The organism is Roseateles sp. AC306 (assembly GCF_979253795.1).
Genome location: NZ_CEEDEB010000006.1, coordinates 169,229 through 193,729, shown reverse-complemented (window position 1 = coordinate 193,729; position 24,501 = coordinate 169,229). Strand labels below are relative to the sequence as shown.

The 24,501-nt window shown below is 67.1% G+C and carries 24 protein-coding genes and 1 tRNA gene; 9 read left to right on the top strand and 16 right to left on the bottom strand.

Features of this window, described 5'->3' with window-relative positions; translation table 11 throughout:
• The first annotated feature begins 3 nt into the window (after positions 1-3).
• Positions 4-759, top strand: coding sequence for a formate dehydrogenase accessory sulfurtransferase FdhD (gene fdhD, locus AC0IZJ_RS14655; protein WP_471850970.1), 756 nt, complete (start codon positions 4-6; stop codon positions 757-759).
• A gap of 268 nt (positions 760-1,027) precedes the next feature.
• On the opposite strand, the gene AC0IZJ_RS14650 is transcribed toward fdhD, so the two are convergent.
• From AC0IZJ_RS14650 to cysS, 6 genes are all read right to left on the bottom strand, one after another.
• Positions 1,028-1,121: transfer RNA gene (locus AC0IZJ_RS14650), tRNA-Ser, on the bottom strand.
• A gap of 47 nt (positions 1,122-1,168) precedes the next feature.
• Positions 1,169-2,443 carry an aspartate kinase gene (locus tag AC0IZJ_RS14645; protein ID WP_471850967.1) on the bottom strand — a complete coding sequence of 425 codons (1,275 nt, stop codon included), beginning with the start codon at positions 2,441-2,443 and terminating at the stop codon, positions 1,169-1,171.
• 59 nt (positions 2,444-2,502) lie between these two features.
• Positions 2,503-3,807 (bottom strand): tRNA lysidine(34) synthetase TilS, encoded by a 1,305-nt coding sequence (gene tilS, locus AC0IZJ_RS14640; RefSeq protein ID WP_471850964.1) that lies wholly within the window; start codon positions 3,805-3,807, stop codon positions 2,503-2,505.
• Positions 3,776-4,747, bottom strand: coding sequence for an acetyl-CoA carboxylase carboxyltransferase subunit alpha (locus AC0IZJ_RS14635; RefSeq protein ID WP_471850961.1), 972 nt, complete (start codon positions 4,745-4,747; stop codon positions 3,776-3,778). Before AC0IZJ_RS14635 ends, tilS begins: the two co-directional genes overlap by 32 nt.
• Positions 4,747-5,376, bottom strand: a complete 630-nt coding sequence (locus AC0IZJ_RS14630; protein WP_471850958.1) for a DNA-3-methyladenine glycosylase family protein — start codon at positions 5,374-5,376, stop codon at positions 4,747-4,749. Before AC0IZJ_RS14630 ends, AC0IZJ_RS14635 begins: the two co-directional genes overlap by 1 nt.
• On the bottom strand, positions 5,376-6,749 hold the full coding sequence (gene cysS / locus AC0IZJ_RS14625; protein ID WP_471850955.1) for a cysteine--tRNA ligase: 1,374 nt from the start codon (positions 6,747-6,749) through the stop codon (positions 5,376-5,378). The genes AC0IZJ_RS14630 and cysS overlap by 1 nt, the downstream gene beginning before the upstream one ends.
• Positions 6,750-6,877: 128 nt before the next feature.
• Here cysS and AC0IZJ_RS14620 point away from each other — a divergent pair, with 128 nt between their 5' ends.
• The 5 genes from AC0IZJ_RS14620 to AC0IZJ_RS14600 are packed head-to-tail and all read left to right on the top strand — an operon-like array spanning position 6,878 to position 9,978.
• A complete protein-coding gene (locus tag AC0IZJ_RS14620) occupies positions 6,878-7,399 on the top strand; it encodes a tetratricopeptide repeat protein (RefSeq protein ID WP_471850952.1) in 522 nt (173 codons plus the stop codon).
• A gap of 8 nt (positions 7,400-7,407) precedes the next feature.
• Complete coding sequence (locus AC0IZJ_RS14615) at positions 7,408-7,968, top strand: peptidylprolyl isomerase (RefSeq protein WP_471851187.1); 561 nt, start codon at positions 7,408-7,410, stop codon at positions 7,966-7,968.
• Positions 7,965-8,462, top strand: coding sequence for a peptidylprolyl isomerase (locus tag AC0IZJ_RS14610; protein ID WP_471850949.1), 498 nt, complete (start codon positions 7,965-7,967; stop codon positions 8,460-8,462). The genes AC0IZJ_RS14615 and AC0IZJ_RS14610 overlap by 4 nt, the downstream gene beginning before the upstream one ends.
• Entirely contained in the window at positions 8,459-9,205 is a 747-nt protein-coding gene (locus AC0IZJ_RS14605; protein ID WP_471850946.1) for a UDP-2,3-diacylglucosamine diphosphatase, read from the top strand. Before AC0IZJ_RS14610 ends, AC0IZJ_RS14605 begins: the two co-directional genes overlap by 4 nt.
• Positions 9,205-9,978: a M90 family metallopeptidase gene (locus tag AC0IZJ_RS14600; RefSeq protein WP_471851184.1), complete on the top strand. Its 774-nt coding sequence runs from the start codon at positions 9,205-9,207 to the stop codon at positions 9,976-9,978. The genes AC0IZJ_RS14605 and AC0IZJ_RS14600 overlap by 1 nt, the downstream gene beginning before the upstream one ends.
• 49 nt (positions 9,979-10,027) lie before the next feature.
• On the opposite strand, the gene clpA is transcribed toward AC0IZJ_RS14600, so the two are convergent.
• On the bottom strand, positions 10,028-12,355 hold the full coding sequence (gene clpA / locus AC0IZJ_RS14595; protein ID WP_471850943.1) for an ATP-dependent Clp protease ATP-binding subunit ClpA: 2,328 nt from the start codon (positions 12,353-12,355) through the stop codon (positions 10,028-10,030).
• Positions 12,352-12,732: an ATP-dependent Clp protease adapter ClpS gene (clpS, locus tag AC0IZJ_RS14590; RefSeq protein WP_457426945.1), complete on the bottom strand. Its 381-nt coding sequence runs from the start codon at positions 12,730-12,732 to the stop codon at positions 12,352-12,354. Before clpS ends, clpA begins: the two co-directional genes overlap by 4 nt.
• Before the next feature lie 193 nt (positions 12,733-12,925).
• Between clpS and AC0IZJ_RS14585 the strand changes: the two genes are divergently transcribed.
• Positions 12,926-13,183, top strand: coding sequence for a cold shock domain-containing protein (locus AC0IZJ_RS14585; RefSeq protein ID WP_471850940.1), 258 nt, complete (start codon positions 12,926-12,928; stop codon positions 13,181-13,183).
• 352 nt (positions 13,184-13,535) lie between these two features.
• On the opposite strand, the gene AC0IZJ_RS14580 is transcribed toward AC0IZJ_RS14585, so the two are convergent.
• Both AC0IZJ_RS14580 and AC0IZJ_RS14575 read right to left on the bottom strand, forming a co-directional pair.
• Positions 13,536-14,915 carry a TAXI family TRAP transporter solute-binding subunit gene (locus AC0IZJ_RS14580; RefSeq protein ID WP_471850937.1) on the bottom strand — a complete coding sequence of 460 codons (1,380 nt, stop codon included), beginning with the start codon at positions 14,913-14,915 and terminating at the stop codon, positions 13,536-13,538.
• Entirely contained in the window at positions 14,912-15,175 is a 264-nt protein-coding gene (locus AC0IZJ_RS14575; protein WP_471851196.1) for a hypothetical protein, read from the bottom strand. The genes AC0IZJ_RS14580 and AC0IZJ_RS14575 overlap by 4 nt, the downstream gene beginning before the upstream one ends.
• 151 nt (positions 15,176-15,326) lie before the next feature.
• Here AC0IZJ_RS14575 and AC0IZJ_RS14570 point away from each other — a divergent pair, with 151 nt between their 5' ends.
• Positions 15,327-17,564, top strand: coding sequence for an NADP-dependent isocitrate dehydrogenase (locus tag AC0IZJ_RS14570; RefSeq protein WP_471850934.1), 2,238 nt, complete (start codon positions 15,327-15,329; stop codon positions 17,562-17,564).
• A 70-nt stretch (positions 17,565-17,634) separates the two neighbouring features.
• Here AC0IZJ_RS14570 and AC0IZJ_RS14565 read toward each other — a convergent pair whose 3' ends face one another.
• Genes AC0IZJ_RS14565 through hemN form a run of 4 tightly spaced genes read right to left on the bottom strand, consistent with a single transcriptional unit; the run spans position 17,635 to position 21,385 of the window.
• A complete protein-coding gene (locus AC0IZJ_RS14565; RefSeq protein WP_471850931.1) occupies positions 17,635-18,003 on the bottom strand; it encodes a carboxymuconolactone decarboxylase family protein in 369 nt (122 codons plus the stop codon).
• 45 nt (positions 18,004-18,048) lie between these two features.
• Entirely contained in the window at positions 18,049-19,305 is a 1,257-nt protein-coding gene (gene icd / locus AC0IZJ_RS14560; protein WP_471850928.1) for an NADP-dependent isocitrate dehydrogenase, read from the bottom strand.
• A gap of 59 nt (positions 19,306-19,364) precedes the next feature.
• Positions 19,365-19,991, bottom strand: a complete 627-nt coding sequence (locus AC0IZJ_RS14555; protein ID WP_471850925.1) for an urease accessory protein UreH domain-containing protein — start codon at positions 19,989-19,991, stop codon at positions 19,365-19,367.
• The gene (gene hemN, locus AC0IZJ_RS14550; RefSeq protein ID WP_471850922.1) at positions 19,991-21,385 is read right to left on the bottom strand and encodes an oxygen-independent coproporphyrinogen III oxidase; all 1,395 of its coding nucleotides are present in this window, start codon (positions 21,383-21,385) and stop codon (positions 19,991-19,993) included. Before hemN ends, AC0IZJ_RS14555 begins: the two co-directional genes overlap by 1 nt.
• A gap of 131 nt (positions 21,386-21,516) precedes the next feature.
• Between hemN and fnr the strand changes: the two genes are divergently transcribed.
• On the top strand, positions 21,517-22,245 hold the full coding sequence (gene fnr, locus AC0IZJ_RS14545; protein WP_471851181.1) for a fumarate/nitrate reduction transcriptional regulator Fnr: 729 nt from the start codon (positions 21,517-21,519) through the stop codon (positions 22,243-22,245).
• Between the two features lie 297 nt (positions 22,246-22,542).
• Here fnr and AC0IZJ_RS14540 read toward each other — a convergent pair whose 3' ends face one another.
• Both AC0IZJ_RS14540 and AC0IZJ_RS14535 read right to left on the bottom strand, forming a co-directional pair.
• On the bottom strand, positions 22,543-22,881 hold the full coding sequence (locus AC0IZJ_RS14540; RefSeq protein WP_471850919.1) for a BON domain-containing protein: 339 nt from the start codon (positions 22,879-22,881) through the stop codon (positions 22,543-22,545).
• Positions 22,882-23,082: 201 nt separating this feature from the next.
• Positions 23,083-24,498, bottom strand: coding sequence for a sigma 54-interacting transcriptional regulator (locus tag AC0IZJ_RS14535; protein WP_471850916.1), 1,416 nt, complete (start codon positions 24,496-24,498; stop codon positions 23,083-23,085).
• Positions 24,499-24,501 lie beyond the last annotated feature (3 nt).

Genomic DNA, 24,501 nt, shown 5'->3' with positions numbered 1-24,501 from the left:
TCCATGCAGCCCCTGATCAGCCTGCGTCCGCACGGCGCCAGCGCAGACGAAGAGGTCGCCGTCGAAGTGCCTGTGGCGCTGACCGTCAATGGCATCTCGCAGGCCGTCATGCTGGCAACGCCGGCCGATCTGGCCGACTTCGCGCTCGGCTTCGGCCTGAGCGAGGGCTGGTTCACCGCGCGGCAGGAATTGCTGGACGTCGAGGCCACCCCGCAGGCGGACGGCTTGGAGCTGGCGCTGACCGTGACGGCCGCCTGCGAGCAGCGACTGAAAGCCCGCCGCCGCACGCTGGCCGGGCGCACGGGTTGCGGCCTGTGCGGCGTCGAGAGCCTGGCCGAGCTGGTCAGCCGGCGGCCCGGCATCGTCACGGCGCCAAAGCTCGAGTCGGGTGCGCTGGACCGCGCGCTGGCCGCCCTGCCTGCCGCCCAGCCATTGAACGCACGCTGCGGCGGCCTGCACGGCGCGGCCTGGTGCTCAACCAGCGGCGAGCTGCTGCTGGCGCGTGAAGACATCGGCCGGCATAACGCGCTGGACAAGCTGACCGGCGCCCTCGCCCGCCAGGATGCGGACGTTTGCGACGGCTTCGTGCTGATGTCCAGCCGCGCGAGCTTCGAGCTGGTGCACAAGACGGCCATGGCCGGCGCGGGTCTGCTGGCCTGCATGTCGGCACCCAGCAGCCTGGCGATTTCGACGGCGCAGAGCCTGGGGGTGCAGCTCTGGGCCTTTGTGCGCGAAGGCCGGGCGACCCGCTACGCCTGACGCTTGCCGACCTGCGCCGGATCGAGCGCGACCGGGCGGATGCTGCCGTCGACGTCACATGGAGGGCGGCGTGTTCTTGTTCGAGGTCCTGCTCGCCCCCTCACATCCGCCGAACCGCCCAGCGGGAGCGGCGATTGCGAAGGCAGTCTCACACTTGAACGCAATCGAACGTGACGTTCTCTTTTGGGGTTGAGACAGTGGGCGAAATAGAAACGGAGGGCCAGAAAAGAAAAAACCCCAAGTGAGTCAATCACTTGGGGTAGATCCTTGGAGGAGACGGAGGGATTCGAACCCTCGATTCGCGTTTTAGCGCAAATACTCCCTTAGCAGGGGAGCACCTTCGGCCACTCGGTCACGTCTCCAGCACAGCCACGAATTCTATACCAGGAGGCGCGTGCCTTTCCGGAAATCAGGCTGTCGCAGCGTCCTGGTCCAGGTCGAAGGCCTTGTGCAGCGCGCGCACGGCCAACTCCATGTACTTCTCGTCAATGACGACGCTGGTCTTGATTTCGCTCGTGGAGATCATCTGGATGTTGATGCCCTCCTCGCTCAGCGCGCGGAACATCTTGGCTGCGACGCCGACATGCGAGCGCATGCCGATGCCGACGATGGAAACCTTGCAGATCTTGGGGTCGCCCATGACCTTGCTGGCGTTGGTGGCCGGGCCGACCGTGTTCTGCAGCAGTTCCATCGTGCGCGCGTAGTCGTTGCGATGCACGGTGAAGGAGAAGTCGGTCTTGCCGTCGTGGGAGACGTTCTGGATGATGACGTCGATGTCGATGTTGGCCTCGGCCACGGGACCCAGGATCTGGAAGGCGATGCCGGGCTTGTCGGGCACGCCGAGCAGCGTCACCTTGGCCTCGTCACGGTTGAAGGCAATGCCCGAAACGACGGCTTGTTCCATGTTTTCGTCCTCTTCGAAAGTGATCAGCGTGCCGGAGGCGGCCTCTTCATTGATGTCGATGTCCCACGGCGTGAAGCTGGACAGCACGCGCAGCGGCACGCGGTACTTGCCGGCAAACTCCACCGAGCGGATCTGCAGGATCTTGGAGCCCAGCGAGGCCATCTCCAGCATTTCCTCGAAGGTGATGGTGCTCAGGCGACGCGCGTCGGGCACCACCCGCGGGTCGGTCGTGTAGACGCCGTCCACGTCGGTGTAGATCAGGCATTCCGCCGCCTTCATCGCCGCGGCAATGGCCACGGCCGAGGTGTCGGAGCCGCCGCGGCCCAACGTCGTGACATGGCCTTCCGGGTCGATGCCCTGGAAGCCCGTGATGACGACGACCTTGCCCGCAGCCAGATCGGCGCGCACGCGCTTGTCGTCGATGCTCTCGATGCGCGCTTTGGTGAAGGAAGAGTCGGTCGCCACGGCCACCTGCCAGCCGGCGTAGCTGACCGCTTCCAGCCCCTCGGCCTGCAGTGCGATGGCCAGCAGACCGACCGAGACCTGCTCGCCGGTGGCGGCAATCGCGTCCAGCTCGCGCGCCAGGGCCTGCGTGTGCTTGCCGGGCGACAGTTCCTTGGCCAGGCCGAGCAGGCGGTTGGTCTCACCGCTCATCGCCGAGGGCACGACCACCATCTGGTGGCCGGCGCGCGCCCATTTGGCGACGCGCTTGGCGACGTTGCGGATGCGCTCGGTGGACCCCATTGAGGTGCCGCCGTACTTGTGGACGATCAGAGCCATGTGTTTGAGCGAAGGCTTAAGGTGAGCGGCCGGGACGGCACGCTCGCAAACCCCCGATTTTATGCGGCTGTGTCGGCCGGGCCTTCGCGCTGAGGCAAGGCGGAGTCGTCCAGCCAGCTTAAAGCCAGCTGCGGCTCATCTTGATCGGCGAAGGCACGGGCGTCCATGCCGAGTCCGGCAACCGCGATGAGGCAGCCTTCTGCGTCCAAAAGCAGCGGCCCGCTCCGTCGCCAGAACGGCAGGCCCGCTTCCTGGCAGGCCTTCTTGAGGCTGCGCGGCAGGGAGGCCGGTGCACGCTGGAACTGCTCGGCGCCGGCGCGGCCACGCTGAAGCAACGCAGTCAGACGCGCGGGTGCAATACCCGGTGAAGTTGGCTCGACGAGCCAGCCGCCCTGCCAGCCGGGCTGCGAATGCAGGCCGGGGCGGCTCAGGTCAACAGTGGACGGCAGCGGCGGCTCGACCGCCTCGCGCGCCCAATACAGCCCATCGCGATAGGCATGCAGCACCCCGCCCAGCGCAGGCCACGACAGCGTTGCACCGGGCCGCCATTCGGTCAGCAGGCGCTCGACGAGGCTGGCCGGCGCGGCGGTGTGCGGCGCCAGCCAGGCCCGCAGCGCATTGCTGGCGCGGGCGTGCGACAGCGCGGCCAAGCCGCCAAGGTCGAGGCGATCAGGCGTCCCCAGCCTGGCCAGATCGTCCGCAGCGACCTCGGCAGCCAGTGCCTCGGCCTGCTGAGCCCAGCGCGCGGCCCGCGCGAGACCCGCCTCGGCATTCGGGAAGGCCGGCCACACCGTCTGCCGCAGCCGGTTGCGGGCAAAGCGCGTGTCGCCGTTGCTCGGGTCTTCGATCCAGCGCAGGCCATGCTGCTCGGCATAGGCCTGGATCAGCTCGCGCGGTTGCTCCAGCCAGGGCCGAGCCCAGCAGATACCGTCGCGCCATTGCGCCTGCGGCATGCCGGCAAGCCCAGCCGTGCCGGCGCCTCGCATCGCCTGCAGCAGAAAGGTCTCGGCCTGGTCGCGGCGATGGTGGGCCAGCAGCAGCAGGTCGGCGCCCGCCGCAACGGCCATGTCGTGCAGCGCCCGATGCCGACCTTCGCGGGCCCAGGCCTCGATGCTGTCGCCACGACCAGGCGCGCCGCTCAGGCGCGTGCAGGTGAAGCCGGCGCCGAACTCGCGCGCAACACCCTCGCAATGCGCCGCCCATGCATCGGCCTGCGGCTGCAGGCCATGGTGGACATGGAGGGCAACCACGTGCGCACCCGACCGGGTAGCAACGTGCAGCAGCGCAGTGGAGTCGAGGCCGCCGCTGAAGGCGACCGCGACAACGTCAGATTCAGCGAGCCTTGGTGTCGCTGAAACGGCCATAGGCCTGGATGCGCTCGTAGCGGCGGTCGACCAACTCGCGGGTCTTGAGGTCGCTGACCTGGCGCAGCGCGTCGGAGAGCGCGCGCTTCAGGTTGGACGCCATCTGCTTTGCGTCGCGGTGAGCGCCGCCGACGGGCTCACTGACGATCTTGTCGATGAGACCCATGGCCTTCAGGCGATGGGCCGTGATACCCAGCGCATCGGCCGCCTCGGAGGCGCGCTCGCTGCTCTTCCACAGGATGGAGGCGCAGCCCTCGGGCGAGATGACGGAATAGGCCGAAAACTGCAGCATCAGCACCTGGTCGGCCACGCCGATGGCCAGCGCGCCGCCCGAGCCGCCCTCGCCGATGACGGTGGCGATGATGGGCACTTCCAACTGCGCCATCTCGAAGATGTTGCGGCCGATGGCCTCGCTCTGGCTGCGCTCCTCGGCGCCGATGCCGGGATAGGCGCCCATGGTGTCGATGAAGGTGAAGACCGGCAGGCCGAACTTCTCGGCCAGCTTCAGCAGGCGCAGCGCCTTGCGATAACCCTCGGGGCGCGGCATGCCGAAGTTGCGCAGCGTGCGCTCCTTGGCGTCGCTGCCGCGCTGATGGCCGATGACCATGCAGGCCTGGCCGTTGAAACGCGCGATGCCGCCGACGATGGCTGCGTCGTCTGCGAAGTGCCGGTCACCGTGCAGTTCCTGGAACTCGGTGAAGACGTCCGCACAGTAGTCCAGCGTCTGCGGCCGCTGCGGGTGGCGGGCGATCTGATAGACCTGCCACGGGGCCACGCTCGCGTAGACCTCTTTCGTGAGCTGCTGGCTCTTCTTGGAGAGGCGGTCGATCTCTTCCGAGATGTCGACGGCCGACTCGCTTTGCACGTAACGCAGCTCTTCGATCTTCGTCTCGAGTTCCGCGATCGGCTGCTCGAATTCAAGGAAATGTTTTTTGCTCATCAGGTGTCCACCGGTAGGGGATCCAGGCTGCGCCAAATGTACCAAACCGCCACCGAGCGGTAGGGTGCCCAGGCGTCGCCGACCTCGCGCGCTTCGGCGCGGGAGACGGGCTCGCCGGAAAAGTAGTTGAGGCCGATGCCCTTCAACAGGCCGACGTCGTCCAGCGGCATGACGTTGGGGCGCATCAGGTGAAAGATCAGGAACATCTCGGCCGTCCAGCGGCCAATGCCGCGGATGGCGACCAGCTCTTCGATGATTGCCTCGTCGTCCATCTGCGCCCACTGGCGCACGTGCACGCTGCCGGCATTGAAGTGCTCGGCCAGGTCGCGCAGGTAGTCGACCTTGCGGGCCGACAGGCCGGCCGCGCGCTGCGATTCCACATCCAGCGCCAGCACCGCCGCCGGCTGGAGCTTGGGCATCAGGGCAAGCCAACGGTTCCAGACCGACTGCGCCGCCTTGATCGAGATCTGTTGGCCGATGATGGAGCGGGCCAGCGTCGAAAAAGCGTCACCGTGGCCTTGCAGCCTGGCCTCGCCAAACTGCGGGATGAGCTTCTTCATGACCCGGTCACGCTTGGCCAGGTGCCTGCAGGCCTCGTCCCAATAGGACGGGATCACTTCGGGCGCCATCAGCTCTTGACCCAGGTCGTGCCGTCTGCGCCGTCCTTCAGCATGATCCCCTTCGCCGTGAGTTCGGCGCGGATGGCGTCGGCGCCAGCAAAGTCGCGCGCCGCCTTGGCTGCGGCGCGAGCGGCGATGCGCTCGACGATCCAGGCCGCCTCGTCGCCACCCGAGCCACCCTGCAGATAAGCGCGCGGTTCCTGCTGCAGCACGCCCAGCACGCCGGCCAGCGCCTTGAGCAGGCCGGCCTTTTGCGGCGAGCGGTCGCGATTGACTTCGTTGACGAGGTCGAACAGCACGGCCAAGGCGCCGGGCGTGCCGAAATCCTCGTCCATCGCCGTCTTGAAAGCGGCGGCGATCGGCTCGCTCCAGTCGATGGCGACGTCAGCGGGCGGCACGGCGTCCAACGCGGTGTAGAGCCTGGTCAGGGCCGCACGGGCGTCTTCCAGATGCGTGTCGCTGAAGTTGAAGGGCCGGCGGTAATGCGTGCGCAGCATGAAGAAGCGCAGCGTCTCGCCGTCGAACTTCTGCAGCACGTCGCGGATGGTGAAGAAGTTGCCCAGGCTCTTGGACATCTTCTCGCCATCGACGTTCAGGAAGCCGTTGTGCAGCCAGTAGCGCGCGAAGCTATAACCAGCGCCCTCGCTCTGCGCGATCTCGTTCTCATGGTGCGGGAACTGCAGATCGGAGCCGCCGCCGTGGATGTCGAAGCTTTCGCCGAGCAGCGCGCAGCTCATGGCCGAGCACTCGATGTGCCAGCCCGGGCGGCCCTCGCCGAAGGGCGCGGCCCACTTGGCGTCGGCCGGCTCCTCGGCCTTGGCGGCCTTCCAGAGCACGAAGTCCAGCGGGTCCAGCTTGCCGTCGTCCACGGCCACGCGCTCGCCGGCGCGCAGGTCGTCCACACTTTTGCCGCTGAGCTTGCCGTAGCCGTCGAACTTGCGCACCGCGTAGTTCACGTCGCCGCCTTCGGCCCGATAGGCCAGACCGCGCTCTTCCAGGCGCTCGATGAGCGACAGCATCTGCGGCACGTAATCGGTCGCGCGCGGTTCGTGGTCCGGGCGCAGCAGACCGACAGCAGCGAAGTCCTCGTGCATCGCGGCCGTCATCTCTTCGGTGAGCTGGCGGATGGTGATGCCGCGCTCCACCGCACGCCTGATGATCTTGTCGTCGATGTCGGTGATGTTGCGCACATAGGTAACGTCGTAACCAATGGCACGCAGCCAGCGATAGATGACGTCGAACGCCATGTTCATGCGCAAGTGCCCCATGTGGCACAGGTCGTAGACGGTGATGCCGCACACGTACATGCGCACCTGGCCCGCCACGAGCGGCTTGAAGTCTTCGAGGGTGCGACTGAGGGAGCTGTGGACGCGCAGAGACATGTGAAACGGAAACTGGGGGCAGGCGCCTGCACCAATAAGTAGCCCCGCGCAGGGGCCGGCCAGGCGGGGCTCATAGAATGATTTCAGTATACCGGCCGACCCTGACGCCGCCCCCCGCTACAACCCTCATGCGCCTGCCCCTCACCACCCTCGCGTTGCTCGCTGCATTGGCCATCAAACCCGCCCGTGCCGACGACCTGACCGACGCCCAGCGCCTGTGGCTGGCCGGCCAGAAGACGCAGGCGGTCGCACAGGTCGAGCAAGCCCTCGCCCGCACGCCCGAGGATCTGCAATTGCGCTTTGCGCTGGGCGTCATGCGCATGGAACTGGGTGAGAACGCCAAGGCCAAGGGCATCTTCACGCGCCTGACGCAGGACTTCCCGGACCTGGCCGACCCCTACAACAACCTCGCCGTGCTGCACGCCGCCGCCGGCGAGCTGGACGAAGCCCAGGCCGCGCTGGAACAGGCCCTGCGCCTGCAACCCGAGCATGCCCAGGCGCAGGAGAATCTGGGCGATGTGCTGATGCGCCTGGCGCTGCGCGCCTACCAGCGGGCGCAGAAGCTTTCTCTCGCACCCAGCGAGCTGCTGTCCAGCAAGATCAGCCGCACGCTGGCGCTGACCGGCACCCTCAACAAGACAACACGCTGAAGCCCATGATGAAGACTGCCCTGCTACTCGCCGCACTGCTGGCCGCAACCGGTGCCTCTGCACAGACCGTCAAGCTGCAGACCACCGAAGGCGACATCCGCATCGAGCTGAACGCCGAGAAGGCGCCCAAGTCGGTGGCCAATTTCCTGCAATACGTGAAGGCAGGCCACTACAACGGCGTCATATTCCACCGCGTCATCCCCAGCTTCATGATCCAGACCGGTGGCTATGACGCGAAGCTGAACCAGCGCCCGGTCAAGCAGCCCATCCCGCTGGAGTCGGGCAACGGCCTGTCCAACTTGCGCGGCAGCGTCGCGATGGCGCGCACGAACGACCCGAATTCGGCAACGTCGCAGTTCTTCATCAACGTCGTCGACAACGCCTTCAGCCTCGACGCCAGCGTCGGCCGCAACGGCACCGGTTATGCCGTCTTCGGCCAGGTCGTCGAAGGCATGGAGGTCGTGGACAAGATCCGCGCCGCCGAGACCAAAGCGGTGGGCGTTCACGAGAACCTGCCCATCAAGCCCATCTTCATCACCAAGGCCGTCATCGAGCCTGCAAAAAAATGAGCCAAGTCAAACTCACCACCAACCACGGCGACATCCTCATCGAGCTGGACGCCGAGAAGGCGCCGCTGTCCGTGGCCAACTTCCTCAGCTACGTCCGCAAGGGCCACTACGACGGCACGGTCTTCCACCGCGTCATCAAGGGCTTCATGGTCCAGGGCGGCGGCTTTGAAGCGGGCATGAAGCAAAAGCCCACCGACGCGCAGATCCAGAACGAGGCCAACAACGGCCTGAAGAACGCCCACTACACGCTGGCCATGGCGCGCACCAACGCACCGCACTCGGCCACGGCGCAGTTCTTCATCAACACGACCAACAACGGCTTCCTGGACTTCAAGTCCGAGAGCCCGTCGGGCTGGGGCTATGCCGTCTTCGGCAAGGTCATCGAAGGCCAGGACGTCGTCGACAAGATCGAGAAGGTCAAGACCGCCACGCGCGGCGGCCACGGCGATGTGCCGGTCGAAGACGTCATCATCGAAAAAGCCGTCGAGGTTTGATCCACACGCTGACGGCCCCGGCGCAGTGGCAGCAGGTCGACCTGCTGTCCGACCTGCACCTCGGGCCGGACACGCCGGGCACGCTCGCCCGGCTTGAGCAGCATCTCGTCGAGACGCCCGCGCAAGCGGTGCTGCTGCTTGGTGACATCTTCGAGGTCTGGGTCGGCGACGACGCGCGTCATGAGCCCTTCGAGGCCGGCGTCGCGCGCCTGCTGCGCAACGCGTCGCAGCGCCTGGACCTCTTCTTCATGCCTGGCAACCGCGACTTCCTCGTGGGTGCGGAATTGCTGGCGGATGCTGGCATGACCGCCCTGCCCGACCCCACCGTGCTGGATGCCTTCGGCCGGCGCTGGCTGCTGGCACATGGCGATGCGCAATGCCTGGACGATGCGGCCTATCAGGCCTGGCGCGCGACCAGCCGATCCGCCGCATGGCAGGCCGAATTCCTGTGCAAACCGCTAGCAGACCGCCAGGCCTTTGGCCGCCAGGCCCGCGCGCAGAGCCGCAAATCGCAGGCGGCGCAGCTGATGTCGACCGACCTCGACGACGGCGCCTGCCGCGCGCTGTTAGCCCAAGCCGGCGCCAGAACGATGATCCACGGCCACACCCACCGCCCCGCGGAGCATGAGCTGGGCGATGGTCTCCAGCGCGTCGTGCTGTCCGACTGGGACCTCGACGCCACGCCATCGCGCGGTGACGTAATCCGCCTCTCCGCCGCCGGCCTGCAGCGCCTCCCGCTGTGATCCTGAAAGCCTTGCGCAGCTGGCGCGAACAGCGCGCCGTCGAGCGCCACGCCATTCCCGACGCGCTGTGGCAACTCACGTTGATGCGCTACCCCTTCCTGGCCCAGCGCAGCGATGACGACCTCGCCGAGCTGCGCCGTCTGTCCAGCCTCTTCCTGGCGACCAAGGAGTTCCACGGCGTCGATGGCTTCGAGGTGACCGACGAGGTCGCCGTCGCCGTAGCGGCACAGGCCTGTCTGCCGGTACTGCATCTTGGCCTGAGCTGGTACGACGGCTTTGTCGGCATCGTCATGCACGCGGGCGAGGTCGTCGCGCAGCGGCGCTTCGAAGACGAAGACGGCATCGTCCACGAGTACGACGAGGAACTGGCCGGCGAGGCGATGGAAGGCGGCCCGCTGATGCTGGCCTGGAACGCCGTTGCCGTGAGCGACGACCCAGCGGAGTTCGGCGCAGACGCGGTCTTCAATGTGGTCATCCATGAGTTCGCCCACGTCATCGACATGCGCGACGGCCTGGCCGATGGCGTGCCGCCGCTGGACGCCGACGAGCGCGAGCGCTGGATCACCGTCATCGACGCCGAGTGGGAGAGCTTCTGCAATCGCATCGACGCCGGCGAGGAAACGCTGATCGACCCCTATGGCGGCGAGGCCGTCGAGGAGTTCTTCGCGGTGGCCGTCGAGGCCTTCTTCGTCGCCCCGGCCGCGATGCGCGCCGAGGAGCCGGCGATGTACGAGCTGCTGGCCGGCTTCTTCAGGCAGGACCCGGCAGCCTGAACAAAGAAAGGGACGCCGAGGCGTCCCTTTCTGCTCAGAGCGGCAAGGCTCAGGCGGTCGTGGCTGGCTCGGCCTTGGGCTTGTTGTCCTTGGCCGGCTTGGGCGGTGTGGGCTGGATGTCCAGCACCGTCTCGCCCTTGTCGTCGACATCCACGCTGAGACGGCCGCCATCGACCAGCTTGCCGAACAGCAGTTCGTCGGCCAGCGCACGGCGGATCGTGTCCTGGATGAGGCGCTGCATCGGCCGCGCGCCCATCAGGGGGTCGAAGCCCTTCTTGGCGAGCTGCTTGCGCAGCGCGTCCGAGAAGCTGACCTCGACCTTCTTCTCCTGCAGCTGGCTTTCGAGTTGCAGCAGGAACTTGTCCACCACGCGCAGGATGATCTCCTCGTCCAGCGCACGGAAGGACACGATGGCGTCCAGCCGGTTGCGGAACTCGGGCGTGAACAGCCGCTTGATGTCGGCCATCTCATCGCCCTGCTGGCGCGAGCTGGTGAAGCCGATGGTGGCCTTGTTCAGCGCCTCCGCGCCCGCATTCGTCGTCATGACGATGATGACGTTGCGGAAGTCGGCCTTGCGCCCGTTGTTGTCAGTCAGCGTGCCGTGGTCCATGACCTGCAGCAGCACGTTGAAGACGTCCGGGTGGGCCTTCTCGATCTCGTCCAGCAGCAGCACCGCGTGCGGCTTCTTCGTGACGGCTTCGGTCAGCAGGCCGCCCTGGTCAAAGCCGACGTAGCCCGGAGGCGCACCGATCAGGCGGCTCACGGCGTGGCGCTCCATGTACTCCGACATGTCGAAGCGGATCAGCTCGATGCCCAGGATGTAGGCGAGCTGCTTGGCCACTTCCGTCTTGCCGACGCCCGTCGGGCCGCTGAACAGGAAGGAGCCCACCGGCTTCTCGGGGCGGCCCAGGCCGGAGCGCGCCATCTTGATGGCAGCGGCCAGCGCATCGACGGCCGGATCCTGGCCAAACACGACGCTCTTCAGGTCGCGGTCGAGCGTCTTGAGCTTGCTGCGGTCGTCGCTGTTGACCGATGCGGGCGGGATGCGCGCAATCTTGGCAACGATGTCTTCCACCTCGACGCGCGTGATGGTTTTCTTCTGCTTGCTCTTGGGCAGGATGCGCTGGGCGGCACCGGCCTCGTCGATGACGTCGATGGCCTTGTCGGGCAGATGGCGGTCATTGATGTACTTGGCCGACAGCTCCGCCGCCGCCTGGAGGGCGCCCAGCGCGTACTTGACCGAGTGGTGCTCCTCGAAGCGGCTCTTCAGCCCCTTCAGGATCTCGATGGTCTGCTCGACCGAGGGCTCGGGCACGTCGATCTTCTGGAAGCGCCGCGACAACGCCGCGTCCTTCTCGAAGATGCCGCGGTACTCGGTGAAGGTGGTCGCACCGATGCACTTCATCTGGCCGCTCGACAGCGCCGGCTTCAACAGGTTGCTTGCGTCCAGCGTGCCGCCCGAGGCCGCACCGGCGCCGATCAGCGTGTGGATCTCGTCGATGAAGAGCACGGCGTTGGGCTGGTCCTTCAGCGACTTCAGCACGGCCTTCAGGCGCTGCTCAAAGTCGCCACGGTACTTGGTGCCCGCCAGCAGCGCGCCCATGTCCAGCGAATAGACGACGGAGTCGGCGAGGACCTCAGGGACTTCGCCTTCGGTGATCCTCCAGGCCAGGCCCTCGGCGATCGCCGTCTTGCCAACACCGGCCTCGCCGACCAGCAACGGGTTGTTCTTGCGCCGGCGGCAGAGGATCTGCACCACGCGCTCGACCTCGGCCTCGCGGCCGATCAGCGGGTCGATCTTGCCGTCCTTCGCGAGCTGGTTCAGGTTCTGCGTGAACTGCTCCAGCGGCGACGCCTTGGCGCTGGCACCCTCGCCTTCCTCGCGTTCACCTTCCTGGCCCTGGGGCTGGCCTTCGGGCGCCTTGGGCGGCTCCGGGTCGGTCTTCTTGATGCCGTGGGCGATGAAGTTGACGACGTCCAGGCGCGTGACGCCCTGCTGGTGCAGGTAGTAGACGGCGTGCGAGTCCTTCTCGCCGAAGATGGCGACAAGGACGTTGGCGCCGGTCACTTCCTTCTTGCCACTGCCGGTGCTCTGCACATGCATGATGGCCCGCTGGATGACGCGCTGGAAGCCGAGCGTGGGCTGGGTGTCCACCTCATCGCTGCCGCCCACCATCGGCGTGTTTTCCTTGATGAACTGCGTCAGGCTCTTGCGCAGGTCATCGAGATTGGCTGCGCAGGCGCGCAGCACCTCGGCGGCACTGGGGTTGTCCAGCAGCGCGAGCAGCAAGTGCTCGACGGTGATGAATTCGTGCCGCTGCTGGCGTGCCTCGACGAACGCCATGTGCAAACTGACTTCAAGCTCTTGCGCAATCATGCGGCCTCCATAATGCACTGCAGGGGATGGCCGGCACGCCGGGAGGCGGCCAGTACCAACTCCACCTTGGTTGCGGCGACGTCCTTGGTGAAGACACCGCAGACCCCGCGACCCTCGTGGTGGATTTTGAGCATGATCTGCGTCGCCGTATCGAGGTCATGCCGGAAAAATTCCTGCAGAACCATGACAACAAACTCCATTGGCGTGAAATCGTCGTTCAGCAGCAGCACCTGGTAGAGCCGCGGCGGCTCGGTTTTCTGCGTCTGGCGCTCAACGACGACCGCCCCGTCGCCTTCGTCCTTGCCCGGCTTCAGAGGAGGCACGGGCGGAGGCGGAGTCGACTGGTTTAGCGGAGAAAAAACGGGGAGCACAGGCATGTCGGGATTCTATCGACGGGGTGTTTCCCTCGCCGACTGCGGGCACTTGGCGACGCAGCGCGAAATTGCAAGCGCGAACCTGCTCAATATCCAAGGGTCAACCCGGCCGGTAAGGTCCCGAATTGACGCCTTTGTTTGCGTCACCAGAATCTCGTCCGCCTCTTCAGGGAGGTGCTAAAAATATGGAGACAACATGACGGCACTGGGCAAAGTCAAGTGGTTCAACGACGCCAAGGGCTTCGGATTCATCGAGCCCGAAGCCGGCGGCGATGATGTCTTCGCCCATTTTTCGGCGATCCAGATGGAAGGTTTCCGGACGCTGAAGCAGGGCAGTCAGGTCCAGTTCGAGCTGGTGCAGGGCCCTAAGGGCCAACTGGCGCAGAACATCACGCCGATGGAAGCTGCGGCGCTCGCCGCTGAACAGCAGCAGCAGCAGCCTCTGACGTCCTGACAGGCAAAAAGCGACTCCGACTGCTGCGCCACCCAGCGCAGCACGCCCTCCGGCCCCTCGAACTCATCGACTGAGCGGACAGGAATCGCCGGATGGCGCTCGCGCCACATCGCGGGCGAAGCGCGGCCGCCGCGAGGGCTTGAGCGAACGTCGTTGCCGCCGCAGCCAATGCCGGCGTGTGCGAGGCCCCCTCGGGCGATCCATCACCTCGCCTGGCGACCTTTGCGCTGGCCGCAGCGGTCGTGTGTAAACCCTCTCCGTGGGAATTCGGTGGCTGCGCCCGCCCGTCGAAACCGACTGCAGCAGACACGTTTCCCTGTCGAATGACTCCGACGCGCACCGGAGGTCGGCCCTAGTCGGTCTGTCCGTCCGTTGGCCGCGACCGCTGCGCCAGCAGGCGCTTGCGCACCGCATGGATGTTGTTGCGCAGTGCGTAAAGCTCTTCGGCATAGGACAGCGGCACCGCGATGCGGTGTGTGACGCGGTCCAGCTCGTCCAGCTCGTCGAGCAAGGCGACGCGCTCGCCAGCGCCGGTTTCAAGCTTTGCTTCCACCTCGCGCAGCCGCGCATACCAGCGGAACACGCGCGAGCGCACGCGGAAGGTGTAGAGCGGCGGCACCACGCGTGACAGCGGCAACATCAGCACCAGCAGGCCGCCGATCACCAGCCACATGCGTTCCAGCAGGTTGCCGGCCCAGAAGGGCAGGAAGCGCGCCCAGGCCGGCGGCGTGCCGTTGATCGCACGGTCGCCCTCGGCGCTGACCGGCAGCTCGCTGGTGCGGGTGTTGGGGAAGTCGCGGGCGCCATTGAACCAGCCGGCCTCGCTGTGCTGGCCCAGGGCCGCCTGCGCGAACAGCTGGCGCAGCGCAGGGTGCGTCCGCTCGCGCGCCAGCAATGCGGTGGTGGTGGCGAGCAGCGGCACGTCCTGCGGCGGCAGATCGGCCGCCAGGTCCACCACGCCGCGCGGCAGGCTCACGGTGGACAGGAAGGGCAGGAGGCGCGAATAGGCCTCATTCTGCTCAAAGGCCATCAGCGCGACGGCCGGGTCGCGCAGCAGCGCGCGGATCAGGCCGGCCTGCGGTGCCGAGATCAGCACAGCAGCGTCCAGCCGGCCCTGGCGCAGTGCCTCACCTGCGGCGTCGGGCGCCAGATTGGACAGCCGCAGATCGGTCGGCTTCAGCTGGTTCAGCGCCAGCAGCTTCTCGACGATCTGCGGTACACCGCTGCCGTCCTGATCCACATTGACGCGCAGGCCACGAAGCTGGTCCAGGCGCTGAAGTCCGCCGCCGGGCTGGCGGCGCACGATGGCGAGATCGCGGCGGTAGAAGATCCAGATCGGCTCGTAGAACAGACTGCCCAGCGAGACGATGCCAGCCTCGGTATCAGCCACGGGATCGGCCATGCCACCGCGCACGAAGCCCACGTCGGCTGTGCCCGCGCGCAGATGGGCCAGATCGTCCTGCGCGCCTTCGCTGGCAATCAGCGCCACCTGGATGTGCTCGCGTGCCAACGCCTTCGCATAGCCCTCGCCGAAGCTGGCGTAGGCGCTTCCCGCCGGGCCGGTGGCCAGCCTCACCTGGCGCGGCGGCTGCGGATCCAGCCACCAGTAGGCCGCTACCAGCAGGCCGCCGCCGAGCAGCAGCAGCGGCCCCATCGAGACCATCAAGTCGCGCAGCGTCTGCAGCAGCAGGCGCAGGCTGCGGGTTGCTTGCCATTGCTGAATCGGGGTCATGGCTTGCCGTCCCAAACGGGCATGTGCTGGGCCTGTGTGTTGCAGAGTGGCTCGCATGCCCGAGCACCCGAATGCGTGCTGGCCGCGAGGGTGAGGGTGATCCCCGCCGTCACCGCCGGGCCTTCGCCTGCCGCTCCGCCGAATGGCTGCGGCAGGCGGCCAGCAGCGACAGCAGGCCGCGCGAGATTGCCGCTCTCCATGAAGGCCAGCAGGATCTCGAGCTTGCGGAAGGTGATCTCTTCGTCGATGCGGTGCAGCATGGCGAGACATCGTAGCGAGCACGGGCCGGCCAGCAGCGCGGCGAAGGCCCGGACGGCGGCAACCCGACTCGGCTTGCTAAAGTTACAGGCTCGCGCGCCGCCGCCCCGCGCTCCAGCGCCGCACGGATTCCTCACCTACCGGACCAGCTTCATGACCGCCGAAAAGACCCAGATCGTTTACACCCTGACCGATGAGGCGCCCCGCCTGGCCACGGCCTCGCTGCTGCCGGTCGTCAAGCGCTTCGCGGCGTCGGCGGGCATCGACGTCGTCTCCAGCGACATCTCGGTGGCCGCCCGTGTGCTGGCCCAGTTCCCCGAACTGCTGACCGAAGAGCAGCGCGCACCCGACAACCTGGCCGCCCTGGGCAAGCTGACGCTCAAGCCGCAGGCCAACATCATCAAGCTGCCCAACATCAGCGCCTCGGTGTCGCAGCTCAAGGCCGCGATCAAGGAGCTGCAGGAGAAGGGCTACAACATCCCGGACTATCCCGAGAAGCCCGAGACGGACGAGCAGAAGGACATCCGCGCCCGCTACAACAAGTGCATCGGTTCGGCCGTGAACCCGGTGCTGCGCGAAGGCAACTCCGACCGCCGCGCGCCCAAGGCCGTCAAGGAATACGCCCGCAAGAACCCGCACCGCATGGACGAGTGGAGCCAGGCCTCGCGCTCGCACGTCTCGCACATGCATGACGGCGACTTCTATCACGGTGAGAAGTCCATGACGATGGACCGCCCGCGCGACGTGAAGATGGAGCTCATCACCAAGAGCGGCAAGGCCATCGTGCTGAAGGCCAAGGTCTCGCTGCTGGACCGCGAGGTGGTCGACTCCATGTTCATGAGCAAGAAGGCGCTGCTAGCCTTCTACGAAAAGGAGATCGAGGACGCGCGCAAGACCGGCGTGATGTTCTCGCTGCACGTCAAGGCCACCATGATGAAGGTGTCCCACCCCATCGTCTTCGGCCACTGCGTGCGCATCTTCTACCGCGAGGCGTTCGAGAAGCACGCCAAGCTGTTCGAGGAGCTGGGTGTCAACGTCAACAACGGCATGGTTGACCTGTACACCAAGATCGCCAGCCTGCCGGCCAGCAAGCAGGAAGAGATCAAGCGCGACCTCCACGCCTGCCACGAGCACCGCCCCGAGCTGGCGATGGTGGACTCGGCCAAGGGCATCACCAACTTCCATTCGCCCAACGACATCATCGTCGACGCCTCCATGCCGGCCATGATCCGCAGCGGCGGCAAGATGTACGGTGCCGACGGCCGCCTCAAGGACGTGAAGGCCGTGATGCCCGAGTCGACCTTCGCCCGCATCTACCAGGAGATCATCAACTTCTGCAAATGGCACGGCGCCTTCGACCCGCGCACGATGGGCACCGTGCCCAACGTCGGCCTGATGGCCCAGCAGGCCGAGGAATACGGCTCGCACGACAAGACCTTCGAGATCCCGGAAGACGGCGTGGCCAACATCACCGACCTCGCCACCGGCGAGGTGCTGATGAGCCAGAACGTCGAGCAGGGCGACATCTGGCGCATGTGCCAGTGCAAGGACGCCGCCATCCGCGACTGGGTCAAGCTGGCCGTCACGCGCGCCCGCAACTCAGGCATGCCGGTGGTGTTCTGGCTGGACGCCTACCGCCCTCATGAGGCGCAGCTCATCACCAAGGTCAAGATGTACCTGCATGAGCACAACACCGACGGCCTGGACATCCAGATCATGAGCCAGGTGCGTGCGATGCGTTACACGCTGGAGCGCGTGATCCGCGGCGAAGACACCATCAGCGCCACCGGCAACATCCTGCGCGACTACCTGACCGACCTCTTCCCCATCATGGAGCTGGGCACCTCGGCCAAGATGCTGTCCATCGTGCCGCTGATGGCCGGTGGCGGCATGTACGAGACGGGCGCCGGCGGGTCGGCACCGAAGCACGTGCAGCAGCTGGTGGAAGAAAACCACCTGCGCTGGGATTCGCTGGGCGAGTTCCTGGCCCTGGCAGTGAGCCTGGAGGACGTGGGCATCAAGACCGGCAACGCCAAGGCCAAGGTGCTGGCCAAGGCGCTGGACACGGCCACCGGCGAGCTGCTGGACAAGGGCAAGGGCCCCAGCGCCAAGACGGGCGAGATCGACAACCGCGGAAGCCACTTCTACCTGACGCTGTTCTGGGCGCAGGCGCTGGCCGAGCAGACCGAGGACGCCGAGCTGGCCGCACGCTTCAAGCCGCTGGCCGACACGCTGACCGCCAACGAAGCCAAGATCGCGGCCGAGCTCAAGGAAGTCCAGGGCAAGCCGGCGGACATCGGCGGCTACTTCCTGCCGGACGTGGCCAAGCTGGATGTGGTGATGCGCCCGAGCGCGACGTTCAATGCGGCGCTGGAGTCGCTGGCCAGCTGATCGTCACGTCACGATGGGGCTCCGGCCCCTGTGATGACGCCGCTGCGCAGTCGCCTGCCAGCGGCGTTTTTCATGGTGCGGCGTCAACCACCTCTGCGGCAGCGCGAAACGCATCCACCGCCGCCGGGAATCCGCAGTAGACGCTGGCGTGCAGGAAGATCTCCTGCAGCTCTGCCACCGTCACACCGTTGTTCAGCGCGCCGCGCACATGGGTCTTCAACTCCTGCATGCGGCCCAGCGCCACCAGCATGGACACCGTGACGATGCTGCGCGTGCGCAGGTCCAAGCCCGGCCGCTGCCAGGTGTTGCCCCAGGCATGGCGGGTGACCAGTTCCTGCAGCGGTTCGGTGAACGGCGTGACCTTGTCCAGCGCCGCGTCGACATAGGCGTCGCCCAGCACGGCGCGGCGGGTGGCAAGGCCTTGGTTGTCGAGATCCATGCGAGCTCCTCAGGTGCTGCCGCGCAGCATAAGAGCCCGCAGCCGTCATTCCATCTGGTCGATCATCACCTGCCCAAACCCGGAACACGACACCTGCGTCGCCCCATCCATCAGCCGCGCGAAGTCATACGTGACCTTCTTGCTCAGCACTGACTTTTCCATCGCGCTGATGATGAGGTCGGCGGCTTCCTTCCAGCCCATGTGGCGCAGCATCATCTCGGCGGAGAGGATCGAGGAGCCCGGGTTCACGTAGTCCTTGCCGGCGTACTTGGGCGCGGTGCCGTGGGTGGCTTCGAACATGGCGACGGAGTCGCTCATGTTGGCCCCCGGGGCGATGCCGATGCCGCCGACCTGCGCGGCCAGCGCGTCGGAGACGTAGTCGCCGTTCAGGTTCAGCGTGGCGATGACGCTGTACTCGGCCGGGCGCAGGATGATCTGCTGCAGGAAGGCGTCGGCGATGACGTCCTTGATGGTGATGAACTTGCCCGTATGGGGGTTCGTCAGCCGGCACCACGGGCCGCCGTCGATGGGCTCGGCGCCGAATTCCTTCTGCGCCAGCGCATAGGCCCAGTCACGGAAGGCGCCTTCCGTGAACTTCATGATGTTGCCCTTGTGGACGATGGTCACGCTGGGCTTGTTGTGGTCGATGGCGTACTGGATGGCCTTGCGCACCAGCCGCTCGGTGCCTTCGCGGCTGACGGGCTTGATGCCCAGGCCCGAGGTCTCCGGGAAGCGGATCTTGTTGGCGCCCAGTTCATCGCGCAGGAAGGCGATCAGCTTCTGCGCCTTGTCGCTGCCCGCTTCGTATTCGATGCCAGCGTAGATGTCCTCCGAGTTCTCGCGGAAGATGACCATGTCGACCTTGTGCGGCTCCTTCACGGGGCTGGGCACGCCGTTGAAATAGCGCACCGGGCGCAGGCAGACGTAGAGGTCCAGTTCCTGGCGCAGCGTCACGTTCAGCGAACGAATGCCGCCGCCGACGGGCGTGGTCAGCGGGCCCTTGATGGAGACGAGGTGGTCCTTCACGGACTGCACCGTCTCGGCGGGCAGCCACACATCGGGGCCGTAGAGGCGCGTGCTCTTCTCGCCGGCGTAGACCTCCATCCAGTGGATCTGCCGGGCGCCGCCGTAAGCCTTGGCGACGGCCGCGTCGACCACCTTCAGCATGACGGGCGTGACGTCCAGTCCGACGCCGTCGCCTTCGATGAAGGGAATGATCGGGTTGTTGGGCACGTTCAGCGAGAAGTCGGCATTGGCCGTGATCTTCTGGCCGCCTTCAGGCACCGTGATGTGTTGGGACATGGGCGTGGGCTTTCGCAAAGAAGCGAGCAAAGACGAAACCCGGCGAGTTTATGGCCGCCTCAGCACACCAGCAGCAGCCTCTGCCACACGCCGTGCGCCAGTCCCCAGCCCGCGCCCAGGGCCAGTGCGAAACCAGCCAGTCGCAACGCCAGCACGTCACCGCCCGCACCGTGCTTGAGCAGTCTGGCCCGCCACAAGGGCACGATGACGAGGCCCGGCGTGCTCGCCAGCGCAAAGCCGGCCATCGCTGCCGCACCGCTGGTGGGCGAACCCGACAACCCGGCCAGCAACAGCGCCGCATGCAGCAGCCCGCAGGGCATGGCCACCCACGCCATGCCGGTGGCAAAGGCATGGCGCGGCTGCGGGCGCCAGCGAATGGCGCCCAGCCACGCCGGCGCCCGGCCACGCGCAAGCAGCGTCAGGCCGAACAGCAGCAGCGCCGCCTGCAGCAGCGCCCAGGCGGGCTGCAGCAGCGTGACGCTCTGGGCTGCCCGCGAGATCGCTTCGGCCGAAGCTGCCGCCACCGCGCCGCCGGCCGCGTAGCCCAGCAGCCGCCCGGCCAGCAGCTTTGCAGGCCGCTTGCCGCCGGCCAGCGCGCAGGGCGCGCTGCACATGGCCGCGCAGTGCGGCATGCCGGCCAGACCCATCAGCGTGGCCGACGCGACGAGCGCGGCATCCAGCGCCATCAGATGATCCTGGAGAAGCGTTCCCGGCACGCGTCGGCCTGCAGGTAGCGATCGAACACCATCGCCACGGCACGCACGAAATACCAGCCCAGCGGCGTGACCTGGATGGCACCGGGCTCCAGCACGACGAGGCCCTGCCCTGCCAGCTGCGACAGCCGCGCCAGCTCGGGCGCGAAGTAAGCCGGTACGTCGACGAGGTAGGACGCCGCGATGGGCTCGAACTCCACGCGCCCCTGGCACATCAGCGCCATGATGACGGCGCGGCGCAGCAGGTCGTCGCGCGTCAGCGCCAGGCCGCGCTGCACGGGCAGCTGGCGCTGGTGCAACGCGTCCTCGTATTCCTCCAGCGTCTTGGCGTTCTGCGCGTAGGTAGCACCCACGCGGCTGATGGCCGACACGCCCAGGCCGACGAGGTCGCAGTCCGGCTGCGTCGAATAGCCCTGGAAGCCGCGGTGCAGCAGGCCCTGCCGCTTGGCGATGGCCAGCGGGTCGTCCGGCAGCGCGAAGTGGTCCATGCCGATGTAGGCATAGCCCTCGCCCAGCAGCGCGCTGATGGCACCGGACAGCATGGCCAGCTTGTCACCGGCCGGGGGCAACAGCTCGGCGACGATGCGGCGCTGCGGCTTGAAGCGCTGCGGCAGGTGGGCGTAGGCATACATCGCGATGCGGTCGGGGCGCAGCTGGGCGACCTGTTCGATGGTGCGGGCAAAGCTGGCCGGCGTCTGCAGCGGCAGGCCGTAGATGAGGTCGACGTTGGTGGACGCAAAGCCCAGCTCGCGGGCCTGGCTCATCAGCTGGGCGACCTGCTCGAAGGGCTGCACGCGGTGCACGGCCTTCTGCACGGCGGCGTCGAAATCCTGCACACCGAAGGACAGGCGGTTGAAGCCGAGCTGGCGCAGATGAGCCAGGCGTTGCTGGTCGACCGTGCGCGGGTCCACCTCGATGGACAGCTCGGCACCCGGCAGCAGCTTGAAGCGGCGGCGCAGCAGGTCCATCAGCGAGGTCAGCTCGGTGTCGGACAGGAAGGTCGGCGAGCCGCCGCCCAGGTGCAGCTGCGACACCGGCGCCGGGCCACCCAAGGCCTCGGCGACAAGCTCCATCTCCACGGCCAACGCGTCCAGATAGGGCGCGGCGCGCTCGTGGTGCTTGGTGATGATCTTGTTGCAGGCGCAGTAGTAGCAGAGCTGCTCGCAGAACGGGATGTGCACATAGACCGACAGCGGCTGGGCCGTGCCGCGCTGGCGCAGCGCCTGCAGGTGCTGGGCGCCCTGGTGGGCCTCGACGAAGCGGTCCGCCGTCGGGTAGGACGTGTAGCGCGGCCCAGCCACGTCGTGGCGGCGCATGTTCGCTTCAAGAAGGTCGGCGTCGAGGGAGCGGTCGGTTACAGCAGCCATGCCGTCACTGTGCCGAGACAGGCACGGGCGGGCTTTGATCCAGGTCAAGGGCCGCGCGGGTCTTCTGGCAAAGAATCCAACCCATGCTGACTCCCCTGCCTCGCGCGATGACCATGCCGACCAACTCCGACATGGCCGCCGCGCCCGCCATCGAGCCGCTGAAGGTCGCCTGCGCCAGCTGCAATCTGCGCGAGCTGTGCCTGCCGGTGGGCATGAATGCCAAGGAGCTGGATCAGCTGGAGGGGCTGGTCGACAAGCGCCGCACGGTGCCGCGTGGCGAGCATCTGTTCCGCAACGGCGAGCGCTTCACAGCGCTGTACGCGGTGCGCACCGGCTTCTTCAAGACCTGCGTCGGCAGCGAGGACGGCCGCGACCAGGTCACGGGCTTCCAGATGGCCGGCGAGCTGCTCGGCCTGGACGGCATCAGCAGCGACCACCACCACTGCGACGCGGTGGCGCTGGAGGACTCGTCGGTCTGCGTCATTCCCTACGACCAGCTCGAAGAGTTGTCGCGCGAGTTCACCGCGCTGCAGCACTCCTTCCACAAGATCATGAGCCGCGAGATCGTGCGCGACCACGGCGTGATGCTGCTGCTCGGCAATATGCGCGCCGAGGAACGGCTCGCCGCCTTCTTGCTGAACCTGACGCAACGACTGCAGGCACGCGGCTTCTCGCCGTCCAGCCTGGTGCTGCGCATGACGCGCGAGGAGATCGGCAGCTATCTCGGGCTGAAGCTGGAAACCGTCAGCCGCGCCTTCTCCAAGTTTCAGGACGAGGGGCTGATGGAGGTGAAGCAGCGGCAGTTGCGCATCCTCAACCAGCCTGGGCTGCAGGCGCTGGTGAACAACAGCCGCTGCTGAGCCAGACGCAAAAAGGCCCCGCGTGGGCGCGCGGGGCCTGAGATCGAAGGTGGCGGGGCTTGGGCAACGCTGAACAAGCCCCTCGCGCGCAGCGCATCCCTGCTTTGGGCGGCCTGCTGCGTTGCAAGCCTTGCAGGCCGCGCCAAGCCAGAGGCTTGGCCCTTCGGCAGGCACAAGCGGCGCGCCGCTTGTGTCCGGCCTCAGCCTCGCCATAGCCGAGCTATGGCTGCGGTTTGCGCCTTGCAGCCCATCCCAAACCAGGGCGCGCTGCATCGCGGGGACTTATTCGGCGTCGCCTTAGCCGACCTTGATCTCGTTACGCACTTCCTTCACGCCGGGCACGGCCTGGACGACCTTGATGGCCTTCTGGGCCAGTTCGGCGCTGGGGGCAGAACCCTTGACCACGACGACGCCGGCGGTGGTGCTGCTGACGGTCAGCGGCAGGGCCTGCAGATCCTTGTCCTGCTGCAGAGCCGCAGCGGCCTGGGTCGTGACGGCGGCATCCCCGGTCTGCGCCTGCGCGACGACCGGCTCGGCCGGGGCCGGGGCGGGAGCGGGGTCGGCAGCGAAGGAAGCGGTGGCGGCGGAGGCCATCAGGGCGGCGGACAGCAGACGGACGAGGTTGGATGCTTGCATGCAGATCTCCTGAGGATTGCTTGAATCAAAAAGCGATGCCGGATGGCACCACGAACAGGCTTAGCGCAAGGGGTGTGCCAGCTCAGGATTTCCTAAGAATTTCAATGACTTAGCTTCAGATCCGCCTCCCGAGGTGCTGCCCACGGCCATCCCGGGCCAGGTTCTTGTCGCCGTGCGGCGACGGGTCCCCGCAGGACCGCCCTAAGTGCTTGATTCGCCTGACAACTTGCTGTCGCCAAAAGCCGACGCGGCAGCTAGGGGGTCGGCGTCGGTGCGGAAGAGCTGCGGGTCCAGGCCGTGCTTCTGCATCAGGCGGTAGAACTCCGTGCGGTTGCGGTCGGCCAGCCGTGCGGCCTCGGCAACGTGGCCCGAAGTGAGCTTGAGCAACTGGTTCAGGTAGTCGCGCTCGAAGCGCTGCTTGGCATGCTGGTAGTTCAGCACGTCGGCCGACGGCATCTGCAGCGCGCGCTGCACCTGGGCCAGCGGCACCAGCGGCGCGGTGGCCAGCACGCAGACCTGCTCGACGACGTTGTAGAGCTGGCGCGCATTGCCGGGCCACGGCGCCGTGACCAGCGCCTCCAGCGCATCGGGCGCAAAGCCCTTGACCGGCTTGCGGTGCCGCTCGGCCAGCGTTTGCAAAAAGTGCTGAGCCAGCAGCGCGATGTCCTCCCGGCGCTCGGCCAACGGTGGCAACGTGAGCTTGACGACATTGAGCCGGTAGTAGAGGTCGGGGCGGAACTGGCCCTCGGCCATGGCCCGGTCGAGGTCGCGGTGGGTGGCGGACAACACGCGCACGTCCACCGCCACCGCCTCGTTGCTGCCCACCGGCCGCACCACGCGCTCCTGCAAGACGCGCAGCAGCTTGACCTGCAGGGCCAGCGGCATGTCGCCGATCTCGTCAAGGAAGACCGTGCCACCATGCGCCGCCGGGATCAGGCCCTGACGATGACCCTGCGCGCCGGTGAAGGCGCCCTTCACATGGCCGAAGAGTTCGGACTCCAGCAGCGCCTCGGGGATGGCGCCGCAGTTCACCGCGATGAAGGGTTTGGCCGCACGCGGGCTGGCGTTGTGCAGCGCACGGGCCAGCAGCTCCTTGCCGGTGCCACTGTCGCCGCAGATCAGCACGCTGGCATCGGTGGCGGCCACCAGCCGCGCCTCGGCCAGCACCTCGGCCATGCGCGGGCTGCGGCTGATGATCTCGCGGCGCCAGCTGCCGTCGCCGCCCGATGCCGGTGCCGGGCCGGGCGCATTCACGCGCAGCGCCTGGGCGATCTTGGCCAGCAGCTCCTTGCCGTCGAAGGGCTTGGTCAGGTAGGCATGCGCGCCGCGGGTCGTCGCTTCGACGGCGTCCGGGATGCTGCCGTGGGCGGTGAGCAGGATGACGGGCAGCGACGGGTGGCGGCTGCGCACCTCGTCGAACAGCGCGAGGCCGTCCAGCCCGGGCAGGCGCACGTCGGTGATGACGAGAGACGGAAGGCGCACGGCAAGGTGCGCGAGCGCAGCCTCGGCGCTGGCCACGGCCTGCACGGCGTGGCCGGCGGCGGTGAGGCGCATCGTCATCAGGCGCAGCAGGTCGGCGTCGTCGTCGACGAGGAGGATGGTGGCTTGCGTGGTCATGCG